The organism is Pelagibius sp. 7325 (assembly GCF_037652055.1).
In the GTDB taxonomy this organism is placed as follows: Bacteria; Pseudomonadota; Alphaproteobacteria; order Kiloniellales; family Kiloniellaceae; genus Pelagibius.
Genome location: NZ_JBBKAH010000013.1, coordinates 166,933 through 180,266 on the forward strand (window position 1 = coordinate 166,933; position 13,334 = coordinate 180,266).

Annotated in this window: 13 protein-coding genes; 12 read left to right on the plus strand and 1 reads right to left on the minus strand. The window is 68.0% G+C overall.

The genetic code is table 11. The features are described from left to right. Nucleotides 1-80 precede the first annotated feature (80 nt). The 6 genes from WDC82_RS23505 to WDC82_RS23530 all read left to right on the plus strand — a co-directional run bounded on the left by WDC82_RS23505 (nucleotide 81) and on the right by WDC82_RS23530 (nucleotide 7,122). On the plus strand, nucleotides 81-3,182 hold the full coding sequence (locus WDC82_RS23505) for a YdbH domain-containing protein (protein ID WP_340119859.1): 3,102 nt from the start codon (nucleotides 81-83) through the stop codon (nucleotides 3,180-3,182). Between the two features lie 144 nt (nucleotides 3,183-3,326). Beyond that, a complete protein-coding gene (locus WDC82_RS23510) occupies nucleotides 3,327-3,530 on the plus strand; it encodes a YnbE family lipoprotein (RefSeq protein WP_340119860.1) in 204 nt (67 codons plus the stop codon). Next, nucleotides 3,520-3,906 carry a YdbL family protein gene (locus WDC82_RS23515; protein WP_340119861.1) on the plus strand — a complete coding sequence of 129 codons (387 nt, stop codon included), beginning with the start codon at nucleotides 3,520-3,522 and terminating at the stop codon, nucleotides 3,904-3,906. Before WDC82_RS23510 ends, WDC82_RS23515 begins: the two co-directional genes overlap by 11 nt. A 48-nt stretch (nucleotides 3,907-3,954) precedes the next feature. Further along, complete coding sequence (locus WDC82_RS23520) at nucleotides 3,955-4,881, plus strand: MoxR family ATPase (RefSeq protein ID WP_340119862.1); 927 nt, start codon at nucleotides 3,955-3,957, stop codon at nucleotides 4,879-4,881. 162 nt (nucleotides 4,882-5,043) lie between these two features. Then, complete coding sequence (locus tag WDC82_RS23525; protein WP_340119863.1) at nucleotides 5,044-5,478, plus strand: universal stress protein; 435 nt, start codon at nucleotides 5,044-5,046, stop codon at nucleotides 5,476-5,478. Between the two features lie 84 nt (nucleotides 5,479-5,562). Next, a complete protein-coding gene (locus WDC82_RS23530; RefSeq protein ID WP_340119864.1) occupies nucleotides 5,563-7,122 on the plus strand; it encodes an alanine/glycine:cation symporter family protein in 1,560 nt (519 codons plus the stop codon). 37 nt (nucleotides 7,123-7,159) lie between these two features. Here the strand turns inward: WDC82_RS23530 and WDC82_RS23535 are convergent, their stop codons facing one another. After that, on the minus strand, nucleotides 7,160-7,417 hold the full coding sequence (locus tag WDC82_RS23535; RefSeq protein WP_340119865.1) for a hypothetical protein: 258 nt from the start codon (nucleotides 7,415-7,417) through the stop codon (nucleotides 7,160-7,162). Between the two features lie 259 nt (nucleotides 7,418-7,676). Here WDC82_RS23535 and WDC82_RS23540 point away from each other — a divergent pair, with 259 nt between their 5' ends. The 6 genes from WDC82_RS23540 to WDC82_RS25220 all read left to right on the plus strand — a co-directional run bounded on the left by WDC82_RS23540 (nucleotide 7,677) and on the right by WDC82_RS25220 (nucleotide 13,324). Beyond that, nucleotides 7,677-8,873: a VWA domain-containing protein gene (locus WDC82_RS23540; protein WP_340119866.1), complete on the plus strand. Its 1,197-nt coding sequence runs from the start codon at nucleotides 7,677-7,679 to the stop codon at nucleotides 8,871-8,873. Then, nucleotides 8,855-9,190, plus strand: a complete 336-nt coding sequence (locus WDC82_RS23545) for an XdhC family protein (RefSeq protein ID WP_340119867.1) — start codon at nucleotides 8,855-8,857, stop codon at nucleotides 9,188-9,190. Before WDC82_RS23540 ends, WDC82_RS23545 begins: the two co-directional genes overlap by 19 nt. Further along, nucleotides 9,187-9,906, plus strand: a complete 720-nt coding sequence (locus WDC82_RS23550; RefSeq protein ID WP_340119868.1) for an XdhC family protein — start codon at nucleotides 9,187-9,189, stop codon at nucleotides 9,904-9,906. The genes WDC82_RS23545 and WDC82_RS23550 overlap by 4 nt, the downstream gene beginning before the upstream one ends. After that, nucleotides 9,906-11,564: a molybdopterin-binding/glycosyltransferase family 2 protein gene (locus tag WDC82_RS23555; RefSeq protein ID WP_340119869.1), complete on the plus strand. Its 1,659-nt coding sequence runs from the start codon at nucleotides 9,906-9,908 to the stop codon at nucleotides 11,562-11,564. Before WDC82_RS23550 ends, WDC82_RS23555 begins: the two co-directional genes overlap by 1 nt. 368 nt (nucleotides 11,565-11,932) lie before the next feature. Continuing rightward, nucleotides 11,933-12,796, plus strand: coding sequence for a response regulator (locus tag WDC82_RS23560; protein ID WP_340119870.1), 864 nt, complete (start codon nucleotides 11,933-11,935; stop codon nucleotides 12,794-12,796). 156 nt (nucleotides 12,797-12,952) lie between these two features. Then, on the plus strand, nucleotides 12,953-13,324 hold the full coding sequence (locus WDC82_RS25220; RefSeq protein WP_367576135.1) for a DUF1127 domain-containing protein: 372 nt from the start codon (nucleotides 12,953-12,955) through the stop codon (nucleotides 13,322-13,324). The last annotated feature ends 10 nt before the right edge of the window (nucleotides 13,325-13,334 follow it).

Below are 13,334 nucleotides of genomic sequence, written 5' to 3' on the forward strand. Positions count from 1 at the left end.
CTTCACCCATGTCGCAAGCCGCTTCGCCGTCTCCCAGGAAGCCGCGCCGTCTCCTGCGCCGCCTTTTGTTGGCCGCGGTCGTGCTGTTGCTCGCCGCCGCCGGCGGCGTCGTGCTGTTCCGCGAGGAGCTGGCGACCCGCGCCGCCGTCGCCTACCTGGAAAGCCAGGGCGTCGCGGTCCAGAACCTCGCCATCACCCACCTGACGCCCGGCAGGCTCGAGGCAACGGACATCCGCCTCGGCACGAATGGCGAAGTGGCCATCCGACAAATCACGGCGACGCCCGACTTCAACGGCCTCGACGTCGCCATCACGCAGGCCGCGATCGACGGGCTGCGCATCAAGATCGACCTCACCGGCGAGCGTCCGCTGTTCGGCAGCCTGCAGCCGGCGCTCGACCGCCTGCTGACCGGCCCCGAAGATGCCGCCGCCCCTGGCGACGGCGACGGCGCCCCGACTTCGGCGTCGCCGCCCCCAGTGCCCCAGGTGGTGCCCGAGGGGGTGCCCGAGGTGGCACTGCGTGAGGCGTCGGTCGTTTTTGCCACCCCCTCGGGCCCGATGACCGCCGGCCTTGAGGGTACCCTGACGCCGGCTGCAGACGGCACGCTGACCGCCGCGGCGTCCCTCGCCCTCGACAGCGACCTCGGCCGCCTGAAGGCAAAACTCGATGCGCGCCGCGCGGCGGACGGCACGATCAACGTCGATGCCGACGTTACCGACGGACGGCTCGCCTGGGAGACGCTGAAGGTGGAAAGCTTCGGAGGCAGGGTCGCCGCAACCGGCACCGGCATTGAAACGCTCCAGCTTACCGCCAGCGTCGACCTCACCGGGCTCAGCCACACGCCGGAGAGCGGTGCCGCCCTGCGGCTCTCGCAAGGCAAGATCGAAGCGGCCTTCGACGCCACAAGCTTCCTCCTGACGGCTGCCCTGCAAGGTGATGGGGAACGCCTCGACCTGAGGACCGCGGCCGACCTCGTCGGCGGTGACGATGGAACCCTGCAGCTTGATCTGGACCTCAACGGCACGGTCGAGACCTCGGGCGGCCTGGTCCGTCTCATCACGCTTCCGGGCCCTGCGGTCACGCGGGGTACCCTGGTGCTTCAGGCCGGCTCCACCAGTGTCCTGGGCAAGATCGGCGGCGAGGAGAGCGACGAAACCCTGCTGACAGCCCTGCGCGATCCAACAGAAATGCTGCTGCGCAACGACCTCGCTCTCACCGGCGAGGCGATCCTCGCCGAGGTCGCCCTGGCCGACGGCACCGAAGGCATTTCCGGACACCTGCCGCTGTCTCTGGCGCTCTCCGGCGGCCAGGCAATCCTCACGCTCACTCAGGACGCCGCGCTACGCGTCGAGCGGCCCTCGCGCGACACCCTCGCAGGCTTCGGCGTGCCGGACGACCTGCTGCCGCTTGTGGCCTCCGGCCTCAACCTCTCCCTGAAAAGCGACGGCGACCTGCCCTTGCGCCTCGCCGCGACGCCGGCCTGGCCCCCCGACACGGCAGAAGTCGCCGTTGCCGCCGAGGCCTCCAGCGAACAAGGCGTGAAACTCGGTGCGAGGATCGAGGGCGTCGGCGTGTTCGGCGACGTCCTCGCCTTCGAAGGCTTCAACGGCAGCATCGCGGCTCGAGCCGAAGCGAAGAGTCTCTCCGTCGGCGGCCGCGAGGCTCGCGGTGTCGCCGCTACGCTGCCGCTTGCCGCCGACTACGGCGCCGACGGGCTGCACCTTGAACTGGCGAAGCCCGGCAGCGTCAGCATCGCCCAGTTCGGCGAGGGCGCGCCGCTGCACCTGGCCGCGCCGCTGCGCATCGCCATCGACACGCTCACACTCGATGCCGTGCCGGATGCCGAAGGCTACCGCTACAGTCTCAGCGGACGCGAGGACGGCGCCGCCTTCGCCCTTACGGCGGCCGGGCGCGACCCCATCGACGTCACCATCGGCGCGCTCACCCTGCGGCTCGACGGAGGTTTCGACCCCGCCGCCGGACACCAAGCAAGCCTTGCCACGCGCCTCTCCGGCTTCGCGTTGCCGGGCTACGGTTTCACCGCCGAGGCCGCCGAAGTCGACGTTACCCTCGACCGTGACCTGCGGCCCGGCACCACCCGCTTCGCGGTCGGGCCTTTCCAGGCCGGCGGCGATCCGGCGCTGACCGCGCCGCTGGCGCTGAACGGCACCGTGAAGCGCCGGGGTGCCGGCTACGATCTCGCCGGAGAGGTCGCGCTGGTCGAGGGCGAGGCCTTGGCCGCCCTCGCCGGCCGCTACAACGATGACGGCACGGCACAGCTCGATCTTGACGGCCGGCCCCTCGCCTTCGCCCCCGGCGACCTGCAGCCGGCCCGGATCTCGCCGCTGCTGCAGGACCTGGAAGAGGTCAGCGGCACCGTCGAGGCGGATGCCGCGCTCGTCTGGCCGCGCGATCCCGCCCGGGAGAACGGCACCCTGCGCCTCAGCGGCCTCTCGTTCGGCGGGCCGGCCAAGGTCGACGGCCTCGACCTCACCCTCGATCTCAGCAGCCTGTTGCCGCCAACGAGTCCGCCGGGCCAGCGCCTCACCGTGGCCAGCCTGGAGGCCGGCATTCCCGTCGAAGACATCGCGCTGACCTTCGCGCTCGATCCCAAGCCGGCGCTGTCCGTCGCCGAGGGCGGCTTCGACCTGGGCGGCGCGCGCTGGCGGATCGCGCCGGCCACGCTCGACCCTGCCGCCGAAAGCAACCGCGTGGTGTTGGCGACCGACACCCTCGACCTCGCCACGCTCTTCAAATTGCTCGGCGTCGACGGGCTCTCCGGCACCGGCGTGCTGAAGGGCAGCGTGCCGGTCGTGTTTACCGGCGGCGACGTGGTCATCGAGGAGAGCCGCTTCGAGGCGCAGGGGCCCGGCGTGCTGTCGATCCGCATCGCCGCGCTGCGCTCGGCCCTGGCGGGCGGCGGTGAGGCCGTCGAAGCGGGGGTCCGGGCGCTGGAGGACTTCCGTTACGACAATCTGACGATCACCCTCACCAAGAGCGCGGAGAACGACGCCACCGTGCAGCTCTCCACTCTGGGCAGCAATCCGACCGTGATGGACGGCCAGCCCTTCCGGTTCAACATCAACCTCGAGAGCAATCTGACCAGCGTGCTGGAAGCCCTGCAGCAGGGCTACAGCCTCTCCGACGATGCCCTCAAGCGGGCCTGGCAGCTGAACCAGTAGGTCCGTCTCTTGCGCGGGGACGCTTGGCCGGCCGCCTGCGTAGAACCCTTAAGTCGCATGGTGCGCTGCATGGCGGTCTCCGCCGGGCGCTGTTATGCTCAAGGTTCCCGAGTCTGCGGGAATGCGCCGTGAAGGAGAAGGATATTGGTCAGCTTTGGTGCTCGTAGAGCGGCCCTCGGGGGAGCCCTGCTGTGCTTCGCCCTCGCCGCCTGCACCCCGACGGTCCAGGTGGCGGCGCCCAAGGAGCCGATCACGATAAACCTGAATGTGAAGCTGGATGCGGAAGTCCGTGTAAAGATTGAAGAACAGGCAGCCAAAGACATCCAGGAAAATCCCGATGTCTTCTAACGACGGCAGCCGAGAGGACGGTATCATGACCCCCAAGTTGACGCGGCGCAGGTTTTCGCTTTTCGCCCTGATGGCGGCGGCGTTTCTGGTGCTGCCGCTGCTGAGCGGCCCCGTGGCCGCCCAGACGCTCGACGAACTGCGCGCCGCCGGCAAGGTCGGCGAGCGCTACGACGGCTATGCGGTGGCACGCGATCCCAATGCCGCCGGCATGGTCGAGGAGATCAACGCCAAGCGGCGCGAGATCTACGAGGCGCAGGCGACCAAGCAGGGCGTGCCGGCCAGCCAGGTCGGCGCGGTCTATGCCGGCGAGCTGTGGCAGAAGGTCCCGGCCGGGACTTGGTTTTTGACAGCCGACGGCGAATGGCGGAAAAAGTAGGCCTGTTCAGCCGGCATCCTGCCCACGACCCGAGCGAGTTTGTCCTCTATGGCCGCCAAGGCCCCGCTTCCCTCCTCCGTTGACGAAACTCTGGCGCTGCTGGCGCGCGGCCGCTACATCGGCGAGCGCAACTTGGCAACGGTGCTGTACCTCGCCCTGAAGCTGGGGCGTCCGCTGTTCCTGGAAGGCGAGGCCGGCGTCGGCAAGACGGAGATTGCCAAGGTGCTGGCCGAGACCCTGGGCCGCCGCCTCGTGCGCCTGCAGTGCTACGAAGGCCTCGACGTCTCCGCCGCGGTCTACGAGTGGAACTACCCGCGCCAGATGGTCGAGATCCGCGTCGCCGAGGCCGCCGGCGAGCACGACCGTGAGAAGCTGAGCGGCGATATTTTCGACGAGCGCTTCCTCATCGAACGGCCGCTGCTGCAGGCCTTGAGGCCCGATGCGCAGGGCGCGCCGGTGCTGCTGATCGACGAACTGGACCGCACCGACGAGCCGTTCGAGGCTTTCCTCTTGGAGGTGCTCTCCGACTTCCAGATCACCATTCCCGAGCTCGGCACCATCAAGGCCGCCGAGCCGCCGGTCGTCATCGTAACCTCCAACCGCACGCGCGAGATCCACGACGCGCTGAAGCGGCGCTGCTTCTATCACTGGGTCGACTATCCCTCGGCAGCGCGCGAACTGGAGATTCTGCAGGTGAAGGCGCCGCAGGTCTCCGCCACGCTGTCGCACCAGATCGTCGGCTTCGTGCAGGCGCTGCGCGACGAAGATCTGTTCAAGGCGCCGGGCATCGCCGAGACCCTCGACTGGGCCGACGCGCTGACCCAGCTCGACAAGGTCGCGCTCGACCCCCAGGCCATCGACGACACCCTCGGCGTGCTGCTGAAGTACCAGGACGACATCGCCAAGATCCAGGGCAGCGAGGCGGCCCGCCTCCTCAACGAAGTGAAGGCTGCCGTAGCCCACAGCCTTGCCTGACTGGCCCCGGCGGCGTCGCCGGCTTCCCCCTATGCAAAACTTCCAGATACCTAACTCTGGCGTTTAGTCCGCTTTCGTGCAATCGTTCTGGCTGCAACGAAAAGCAAGAGAATGCCGGGCGGTTGAGCGTCAGCGTTCTGCGCCCCGGCGGAAGGCGGGGAAATGACGGATACCATGCTCGTCGGCATCGACGGCAGCGAGGGGGGAACACGCGCCGCGAAGTTCGCAGCGGAACTCGCAAAGAAAAGCAACGCCCGGCTGATCGTGGCGTATGTGATCGAGTGGTCGCCCTACACCTTCAACACAGCCCAGGAAAACGAAGTCCGCCACAAGCGGCGCGAGGAAGAGATCGCGCGCGCCGAGAGCGACGTGCTTCACCCTGTCGTTGAAGAACTGAAGAAAGCCGGGGTCGGCGCGGAGGGGGTCGTGCGCCACGGCCACGCGGTCGAGGTGCTGAACCAGATCGCCAAGGAACACGGCGCCAGCCAGATCATCATCGGCCGCCGCGGCCTGTCGAAGCTGCAGGCCCTGCTGTTCGGCAGCGTGGCCAGCAGTCTCGTGCAGGTTTCTCCGGTTCCGGTCACCGTCATTCCGTGATGAGAGGTGCCGCTCGAAGACCTTGACCTGATACAGAACCGCGACGCAGAGCGCGGCGCCAACCAGAAAGCAGTGAGGTTTCCCATGAGAATACCCCTATCTGCCCTTGTTGCCGGCCTGCCGGCACTGGTGATCGCGGTGCTCGCGTCGTCCGCGCGCGCACAGGACGGCGGCGCGGCCATGACCCTCGACGCGCGCATCAACCAGGCGGTCTCGCCGGTGACCGACGTCATCGCGGGAGTCATCTTCTACTCGCTGCCGATTACCGACGAGATCGGGCTGCCGCTGATCGTCGTCTGGCTGGTCGTCGCCGCCGCCTTCGCCACCGTTTATTTCAACTTCATCTCGGTGCGCGCCTTCCGCCACGCCATCGACCTGGTGAAGGGCGACTACTCCGATCCGAAGGACGCCGGCGAGGTCTCGCACTTCCAGGCGCTGGCGACGGCGCTGTCGGGAACGGTCGGCCTGGGAAACATCGCGGGCGTTGCCATCGCCGTGTCGATCGGCGGGCCGGGCGCGACTTTCTGGATGATTCTCGCCGGCTTCCTCGGCATGTCGCTGAAGTTCGCCGAGTGCACCCTGGGGGTTAAATACCGCAACGAGTATCCCGACGGCACGGTTTCGGGCGGCCCCATGTACTATCTCAGCAAGGGCCTCGCCGAAAAGAACATGGCGGGGCTCGGCAAGTTCCTCGCGGTGTTCTTCGCCGTGTGCTGCATCGCCGGCTCGCTCGGCGGCGGCAACATGTTCCAGGCCAACCAGTCGTTCCAGCAGTTCGTGAACGTGACCGGCGGCGAGGCCAGCTTCATGGCCGACAAGGGCTGGCTGTTCGGTCTCATCGTCGCCGTGCTGGTCGGCGCCGTCATCATCGGCGGCATCCAGTCCATCGCCAAGGTGACCGAGAAAATCGTCCCCTTCATGGCGATCGTCTACTGCACCGCCGCCCTGGTGATCATTGTCGTGAACTACGACATGGTGCCGGGCGCCGTCGCCGCCATCTTCGGCGGTGCCTTCAGCCCCGAGGGCGTTGCCGGCGGCTTCGTCGGCGCGCTGATCCAGGGGTTCCGCCGCGCCGCCTTTTCAAACGAGGCGGGCATCGGCTCGGCCTCCATCGCCCACTCGGCGGTGCGCACCAAGGAGCCGATCACCGAGGGCCTGGTCGCCCTGCACGAGCCCTTCATCGACACCATCGTGATCTGCACCATGACCGCCCTGGTCATCGTCATCACCGGCGCCTACACCGCCGGCGGCGGCATGAGCGGCGTCGAGCTCACCTCCATGGCCTTCGAGAGTGCGTTCTCCTGGTTCCCCTACGTGCTGGCGCTGGCGGTGATCCTCTTCGCCTTCTCGACCATGCTGTCGTGGTCGTACTACGGGGCCAAGTGCTGGACCTACCTGTTCGGCGAGAGCCGTTCGATGGACCTGCTGTTCAAGCTGATCTTCTGCATCTTCGTGGTGATCGGCGCCTCGATGAACCTGGGCCCGGTGGTCGATTTCTCGGACTCGGCCATCTTCGCGATGTCGATCGCCAACATCATCGGCCTCTACATCCTCTTCCCGGTGGTCAAGCGGGAGCTGACCTCCTACTGGAGCCGCCTGAAGAGCGGCGAGCTGCCCCGCTACGCAGGAACGCCGGCCGAATAGACAGCCAGCGTTCCGCGACAGGTGCTTCTGGGGGCAGTCAGCGGGCGTAGCCGCCCCACTTGCCGTGGCCGTCGAAGACCGGCGCCGGCGCGGGCTCCACCTGCGGCAGCGTCAGGCGCTCGACCGGCCCGGCCGGCTCGCCTTCCAGGTTGCCGGCAATCGCCAGCAGAAGGCCGAGCAGGGCCCCGACGGCGATCTTGAAGGCCAGGCGGCCATGCGTCACCGCCGGTGGGATCAGGTTGTCCCGGCGCAAGCCATCCCGGGGTCCGATCGAGGGGCAATTGGTCGTCGACATGGTCATTCTCCTGTTCCGGCAAGGACCTGCCGGGGCTTCCGGGCACGGTCCGCTGTCATCTCCTGAGCATTGAAATGCCCCCTTGCGGCGCCGCGGACAAACGACATCTCCTCATTGTTGAGATTAGCTGTCCTAATGCGACCGACGGCCCCTCTGGGCGCGGCGCACCGGCCGCGCTATCATCCCCGCCATGAGCGACCGGCCGAAAGACACCCCAGCCGACACGCCCCCGCACCCGGCTCTCCGGGACCAGGGGCGCATGGCCGAGAACATCCTCTATTTCGCCCGCACCCTGCGCGCCGCCGGCCTGCCGCTCGGGCCCGGCAAGGTGCTGGACGCGCTGAAGGCCGTCGAGGCGGTGGGGATCGGCCGGCGCGACGATTTCTACTGGACACTGCACGCCGTCTTCGTGAACCGGCGCGACCAGCAGGAGGTCTTCGACCAGGCCTTCCACGTGTTCTGGCGCAACCCGGAGATCCTGCAGCGCATGATGGCGCTGCTGCTGCCCGACATCACGCCGCTCGCCGGACAGCGCCCGGACGACGCCGACGAGTTGAGCCGGCGCCTGACCGACGCCTTGCGTCCCAAGGGTGGCGACAACCAGGAGCCCGACGAGCAGGAGGAAAAGCAGGAGATCGACGCCGCCCTCACCTTCTCCAGCAAGGAGGTTCTGCAGAGCATCGACTTCGAGAAGATGTCGGCCGCTGAGCTGGCCGAGGCCCGGCAGGCGATCCAGTCGATGCGCCTGCCGATCATGGAGGCGCCGACGCGGCGCTTCCGCCCCGGCGGCGGCGCCAAGGCCGACCTGCGCGCGACCCTGCGCGCGGCCCTGCGCCAGGGCGGCGACACCATACCACTGCGCTTCAAGAAGCCGCGCCGCCGCCATCCGCCGCTGGTGGTGCTCTGCGACATCTCCGGTTCCATGAGCCGCTACTCGCGCATGCTGCTGCACTTCATGCACGCGGTCACCAACGACCGCGACCGCGTCCACACCTTCGTGTTCGGCACCCGGCTCACCAACATCACCCGCCACCTGCGCCACAAGGACGTGGACGTGGCCGTTGAGAACGTCGCAGAGACCGTGGTGGACTGGTCCGGCGGCACCCGGATGGGGGCCTGTCTGCACGACTTCAACGTCACCTGGGCACGCCGCGTGCTGGGCCAGGGCGCGGTGGTGCTGCTGATTTCCGACGGCCTCGACCGCGACAATGCCGCGGGCCTGGAGGCCGAGGTGGAGCGCCTGCACAAGTCCTGCCGGCGGCTGATCTGGCTGAACCCGCTCTTGCGTTACGAGGGCTATCAGCCCAAGTCTTTGGGGGCGAAGGCGCTGGTCCCTCATGTCGACGACTTCAGGACGGTGCACAACCTTGAAAGCCTGGGCGACCTGGCGGCGGTCATCAGCCGCCCGGCGGCCCGGCGCGCAGAAGGAATGACGCAATGGCGCAAAGCAAGCTGACGCAGACTGAGGACCTCCTGGCCGAGGCGGCGCGATGGCGCGACGAAGGCCACGATGTGGCCGTGGCGACTGTAGTGCAGACCTGGGGCTCCTCGCCCCGCCCGGTCGGCAGCCAGCTGATCGTCGATGACGGCCTGCGCCTGCAGGGCTCGGTCTCCGGCGGCTGCATCGAGGGCGCCGTGGTGCACGAGGCGCAGGCGATCATGGCCGGCGCGCCGCCCAAGCTGCTGGAGTTCGGCGTCACCGACGAGCAGGCCTGGGATGTCGGCCTGGCGTGCGGCGGTACCGTCAAGGTCTTCGTCGAGCGCGTCGAATGAAGCGCCAGATTCTCGACCGGCTGCAGCAGGCCCGGGCAGACAAGCGCCCGGCCGCCCTCGTCACCGACCTTACCGATGGCCGCCAGCTGCTGCAGGTGGACGGCAAGACGACGGGCGACCTGCCGCTCACCGCGGCGCAGCTCGCCGATGTCGCCGGGGCCGTCAGCGCCGACCGCAGCGGCCCCTTGCCGGAGTACTCCAACCTCTTCGTCCACGTCTACAATCCGCCCCTGCGGCTCCTCATCGTCGGCGCCGTGCACATCTCCCAGGCGCTGGTGCCGATGGCGCAGATCGCCGGCTACGAGGTGGTGGTGATCGACCCGCGCAAGGCCTGGGCCAACGCCGAGCGGTTTCCCTCGGTGCGCCTGGTCGACGACTGGCCCGACGAGGCGATGGAGGCCCTGGCGCCGGATCACCGCAGCGCCGTGGTGGTGCTGACCCACGATCCCAAGCTGGACGACCCGGCCCTGCGCGTCGTGCTCAAGACGACGGCCTTCTACGTCGGCGCGCTGGGCAGCCGCAAGACCCACGCCCGGCGCGTCGAGCGGCTGAGCGACGAAGGCGTCAGCGTCGAGGCGCTGGCGCGCATCCACGCACCCATCGGCCTGGCCATCGGCGCCAAGAGCCCGGCGGAGATCGCCGTCTCGATCATGGCCGAGATCACGCAGGTGCTGCACCGCGTGCCCCCGCTGGTCCGCCAGGAAGCAGCCGAGTAATGCACTTCGGCCTCCTCCCGGTCGACAAGGCGGCGGACTGCATCCTCGCGCACTCGCTGCGCGGCGCGGGCTTCGCCTTCAAGAAAGGCCGCCGCCTCTCTTCGGAGGATATCGCCGTTCTGCGCGCCGCCGGCATCGCCGAGATCGTCGCCGCGCGGCTGGAAGCCGGCGACGTCCACGAGGATGCCGCCGCCACCGAACTCGCCGCCGCGCTCTGCGGCGCGAAGCTCACCGCCAGCGCCAGCTTCACCGGCCGCTGCAACCTGTTGGTGGCGGACCGCGGCGTGCTGGTCGCCGAGCGCGCCCGCATCGACGCCTTCAACCTGGTCGACGAGTCGATCACCCTAGCAACCCTGACGCCCTACGACCTGGTCGAGCCGCACCAGATGGCGGCGACCATCAAGATCATTCCCTTCGCCGTGACACGCTCGGCGATCGATGCCTGTCTCGCCGTTGCGCGCGACGGCGACCCGCTGCTGAGCGTCGCGCCGCTGGCCGCCCGCAAGGTCGGTCTGGTGCAGACGCACCTGCGCAGCACCAAGCAAAGCATTCTCGACAAGACGCGCGACGTGATGGACCGTCGCCTCGCCAGCCTCGGCTGCCCCGCCGCCGTCGAGCGGCGCTGCCCGCACGACAGCGCGGCGGTCGCCCGCGAACTCACCGCGCTGGCCGCCGAAGGCTGCGACATTCTGCTGATGTCCGGCGCCTCGGCCATCGTCGACCGCCGCGACGTGCTGCCCGCGGCGCTGGAGGCCGCAGGCGGGACGGTCGACCATTTCGGCATGCCGGTCGACCCCGGCAACCTCATGCTGCTCGGAACTTTGGAGGGGCGTCCGGTAGTCGGCCTGCCCGGCTGCGCGCGCTCGCCCAAGGTGAACGGCTTCGACTGGGTGCTGCAGCGGCTCGTCGCCGGCCTGTCGGTCGCACCCGCGGACATCATGCGCCTGGGCGCCGGAGGCTTGTTGAAGGAGATCGCCAGCCGCCCCCTGCCCCGCGCCGAGGCGGTCGAGGCAGCCGGAACAGCCCACACCGCCCCGCGCGCGCCGCGCATCGCCGCCATCGTGCTGGCCGCCGGGCAGTCGCGCCGCATGGGCGCGGTGAACAAGCTGCTGGCCAGCGTCGACGGCAAGCCGATGGTGAGCCACGTAATGGAAAGCCTGCAGGCGTCGCAGGCTCGCCCGCTGGCCGTGGTGACCGGCCACGACTATGCCGCGGTCGAAGCTGTCCTGCCGAAAAACGGCTTCACGCTCACCCACAACCCGGATTATGCGAGCGGCCTGTCGTCCTCGCTGCGCCGCGGCCTCGCCGCGCTGCCGGAAGGCCCCGAGGGCGTCCCTGTGGACGGCGTGCTGGTCTGCCTCGGCGACATGCCGCGCGTCTCGCCTGCGGTGATCAACCGACTCATCGCCGCCTTCAATCCCACCGAGGGCCGCGCCATCTGCGTGCCGACCTGGCAGGGCAAGCGCGGCAACCCGGTGCTCTTCGCGCGGCGCTTCTTCGCCGAGATGCAAGAGATCGCCGGCGACACCGGCGCCCGCGCCCTGATCGGCGAACACGCCGAGGTGGTCTGCGAAGTACCGATGGACGACGACGCCGTGCTGTTGGACATCGACACGCCGGAAGCGCTGGCGGCATTGGGTGGAGCAGCGGTCCGTTAGGCCGTTGCAAGCGCGGCATGCGGCACCTTCCATTGCGGCGGGAGCGATGGCGGCGGACCTCTTGATCACTCTGCGCAATATGGACCTCCCCATGCCGCCAACGTCCTGACGGCAGCCTGTGGCCAGCACGCTACCCCTGGATTTCGCGGGAAGACCGCAATGCTACAGCTGTAGCAATAGCGCTCATCATACTCCTGCGAATGATTTCACGGAGCCGACGAGGCGGCGCGCGTCGCAGACCTCTGGCGGTCACGGCGATGTGAACCCGTCCCACAATTCGCTCTTGCAAATCCCGTCGTGCGGCGCGGATAAGGCGCTCCGCCGACAGCCCCTATTTGCGCGTTGAATTGTCTGCGGAACTGTCCCATATGCTGCGGCGCGAAGAACATCCAATCGGATCAACTTGGGCAAAGGGTGTCATGGGTCCTTACGATAAGCATGCGGAAAACGAAGCGTCTTCTGCTTCCGGCTCGTCGGCGTTCCCCATAGTGTCCGACTGTTCAGAGGCCACCGCCACCGCCGGCCACGCGGTCATCGTCGATGACGACCCCGCCATGCGGCACATGGTTACTTCGTTCTTCCGGGAGAACGCCCTTCATTCCGTCGCCGCGGCGAATCGCAACGAACTGCGGCGTCATCTCGCCAACGGCAATCCCGCCATCATCATCCTCGACCTGCACCTGGGTCAGGAGAATGGTCTCGATCTCCTGCGCGAAATTCGCGCCCAGTCCGACGTTCCGATTATCATCACCACAGGGCATAGGCGCGAGGAAATCGACCGCGTCGTCGGGCTCGAACTGGGCGCCGACGACTACATCACCAAGCCTTTCAGTTTGCATGAACTGCTTGCGCGGGTTCGCGCCGTCTGGCGGCGACAGGAGATGGGACGCACCCTGCGCAACCGCGATCCCGAGCGCGGCGGCTACCGCTTCGCCGGCTGGATGTTGGAGCGCCGCCAGAGACGCCTGACAGATCCCGGTGGAAACGTCGTGGCCCTCACCAAGGGTGAGTACGCTCTTCTGTTGGCCTTCCTCGGCGCGCCGCAGCGCCCACTTTCCCGTGAACAGCTGCTCCAGGCCACCCGGATACACGAAGATGTGTTCGACCGCAGCATTGACGTCCAGGTACTGCGATTACGACGTAAGCTGGAGCCCGACTCCCGAACGCCCCAGGTCATCAAGACCGAGCGCGGTGTCGGATACATCTTCGCCCTGCCCGTGGAACCGTTCTAGGACCTGTCGTACTTCTGCCAAGTTCCTGCCGCCCGGCGCCTTTTTCGTCACAGAAAGCGCTACCGGCGTAACCTCAATTTCCTGCCCGGTGATCGAACCGTAGCCCTGCAGACCCAGAATCTCCTCATTCATACTTAGGAGATTCTTATGCGATCGATGAAAACCAATTCTCAGAACTCTGCAAAGTCCGAACGGACACGGGGTCCCTGGGGCGCCGCGTTTCCCCGGTGCGATTGCCTCACCGTTCTGCACGACCCGCGTCAGCCCGCGGGGCTGAACCACGCTGGGGCAACGCCGGCCCGCCGCAGCGCGCCTCTCATCCTGTTTCCGGCGCGCGCAGCCAGAGGCCGCGGGAAAAGCCTGCGTGGCCTCTTGCTGCGCTTCTTGAACGCGTGCCGGAATGAAGTCACCTACGCCCGCAACATCCGTTTCCTGGAGCAGCTCGACGACAGATCGCTCCGCGACATCGGCATCACGCATCGTGCTGAGATCCCCCATCTCGTGAGACACGGACGCTGGAGGCGGTAGACTCCTGATC

What these genes read in the sequence shown, in the direction of transcription:
- WDC82_RS23540 (WP_340119866.1), top strand. Translation starts at nt 7,677, where the DNA reads ATGGCCGAGAACATCCTCTATTTCGCCCGCACCCTGCGCGCCGCCGGC.
- WDC82_RS23535 (WP_340119865.1), bottom strand. Translation starts at nt 7,417, where the DNA reads ATGTCGACGACCAATTGCCCCTCGATCGGACCCCGGGATGGCTTGCGC.
- WDC82_RS23530 (WP_340119864.1), top strand. Translation starts at nt 5,563, where the DNA reads ATGAGAATACCCCTATCTGCCCTTGTTGCCGGCCTGCCGGCACTGGTG.
- WDC82_RS25220 (WP_367576135.1), top strand. Translation starts at nt 12,953, where the DNA reads ATGAAAACCAATTCTCAGAACTCTGCAAAGTCCGAACGGACACGGGGT.
- WDC82_RS23555 (WP_340119869.1), top strand. Translation starts at nt 9,906, where the DNA reads ATGCACTTCGGCCTCCTCCCGGTCGACAAGGCGGCGGACTGCATCCTC.
- WDC82_RS23525 (WP_340119863.1), top strand. Translation starts at nt 5,044, where the DNA reads ATGACGGATACCATGCTCGTCGGCATCGACGGCAGCGAGGGGGGAACA.
- WDC82_RS23520 (WP_340119862.1), top strand. Translation starts at nt 3,955, where the DNA reads ATGGCCGCCAAGGCCCCGCTTCCCTCCTCCGTTGACGAAACTCTGGCG.
- WDC82_RS23515 (WP_340119861.1), top strand. Translation starts at nt 3,520, where the DNA reads ATGTCTTCTAACGACGGCAGCCGAGAGGACGGTATCATGACCCCCAAG.
- WDC82_RS23560 (WP_340119870.1), top strand. Translation starts at nt 11,933, where the DNA reads ATGCTGCGGCGCGAAGAACATCCAATCGGATCAACTTGGGCAAAGGGT.
- WDC82_RS23550 (WP_340119868.1), top strand. Translation starts at nt 9,187, where the DNA reads ATGAAGCGCCAGATTCTCGACCGGCTGCAGCAGGCCCGGGCAGACAAG.
- WDC82_RS23545 (WP_340119867.1), top strand. Translation starts at nt 8,855, where the DNA reads ATGGCGCAAAGCAAGCTGACGCAGACTGAGGACCTCCTGGCCGAGGCG.